Here is a 951-nt window from a genome sequence, read left to right as displayed (position 1 = left end):
TTGAACTTCCCCGGGTTTACCGGAGAGTAAAACTCTCGGAGGATGAACCCTATGGTAGAGAAGAAGACATCACGTTATTCACCTGAGTTCCGTGAGCGCGCCGTGCGCCTTCTGGACGAACATCGATCGGATTACCCGAGCCTATCGGTGGCCTGTCGGGAGATTGGTGGCGAACTCGGCTGTTCGGGAGACAGCCTGCACGACTGGTGGAAGCAGGCGCGGCGAGATGTTGGTACACAACCGGGACCGACCACAGCCGAGACGGCACGGATCAAGGCATTGGAGCGTGAGGTTCGTGAACTGCGTCAGGCCAATGAGATCCTCAAGAAAGCTTCGGCTTATTTTGCGCAGGTAGCGCTCGACCGCCCGTTTCGCAAATGATCGCGTTTATTGAAGCCTGTCGTGCCGATTACGGGGGCGAGCCAATCTGTCGCATTCTGCCGATTGCCCCGTCCACGTTTTACCAGCAGGCGGTCATGGCAAGAGATCCGGCCAGAGCCAGCATACGTGCACAATGTGATAGGGATCTGATGGCGCATATCTGTCGGATCTGGCACGACAGCCGTAGTGTTTATGGTGCGCGCAAAGTCTGGCACAGCCTGCAGCGCGAAGGACGGCAGGTCGCGCGATGCACTGTCGAGCGCCTGATGCGGCAGATGGGCCTGAAGGGGGTGATCCGGGGCAGGAAGGTCATCACGACCCGTCCGGATACGCCGCGTCCCTGTCCCGATGACAGGGTCAACCGGCAGTTCCAGGCGGAAGCTCCCAACCAGCTCCGGGTCTCGGACTTCACCTATGTCCAGACCCGGAATGGCATGGTCTATGTGGCGTTTGTCATTGATGTGTTCACCCGCAGGATCGTGGGCTGGAAGGTCTCGACCTCCATGACCACCCAGTTCGTGCTCGACGCCCTTGAACAGGCCATCTGGCAACGAAAGCCCGCGGGAAACA

Annotated in this window: 1 pseudogene and 1 other annotated feature; the pseudogene reads left to right on the top strand. The window is 59.2% G+C overall.

Annotation, left to right across the window (positions count from 1 at the left end):
• Nucleotides 1–51: 51 nt before the first annotated feature.
• Nucleotides 52–951 (top strand): annotated as a pseudogene (locus CDI09_RS18760) (IS3 family transposase); the annotation flags it as partial.
• Nucleotides 336–452: a sequence feature (AL1L pseudoknot), on the top strand. (Overlaps the previous pseudogene by 117 nt.)

This window comes from Komagataeibacter nataicola (assembly GCF_003207795.1).
GTDB lineage: Bacteria > Pseudomonadota > Alphaproteobacteria > Acetobacterales > Acetobacteraceae > Komagataeibacter > Komagataeibacter nataicola.
The sequence above is the reverse complement of the archived record's forward strand: the minus strand, read 5'-3'. Positions and strand labels throughout refer to the sequence as shown.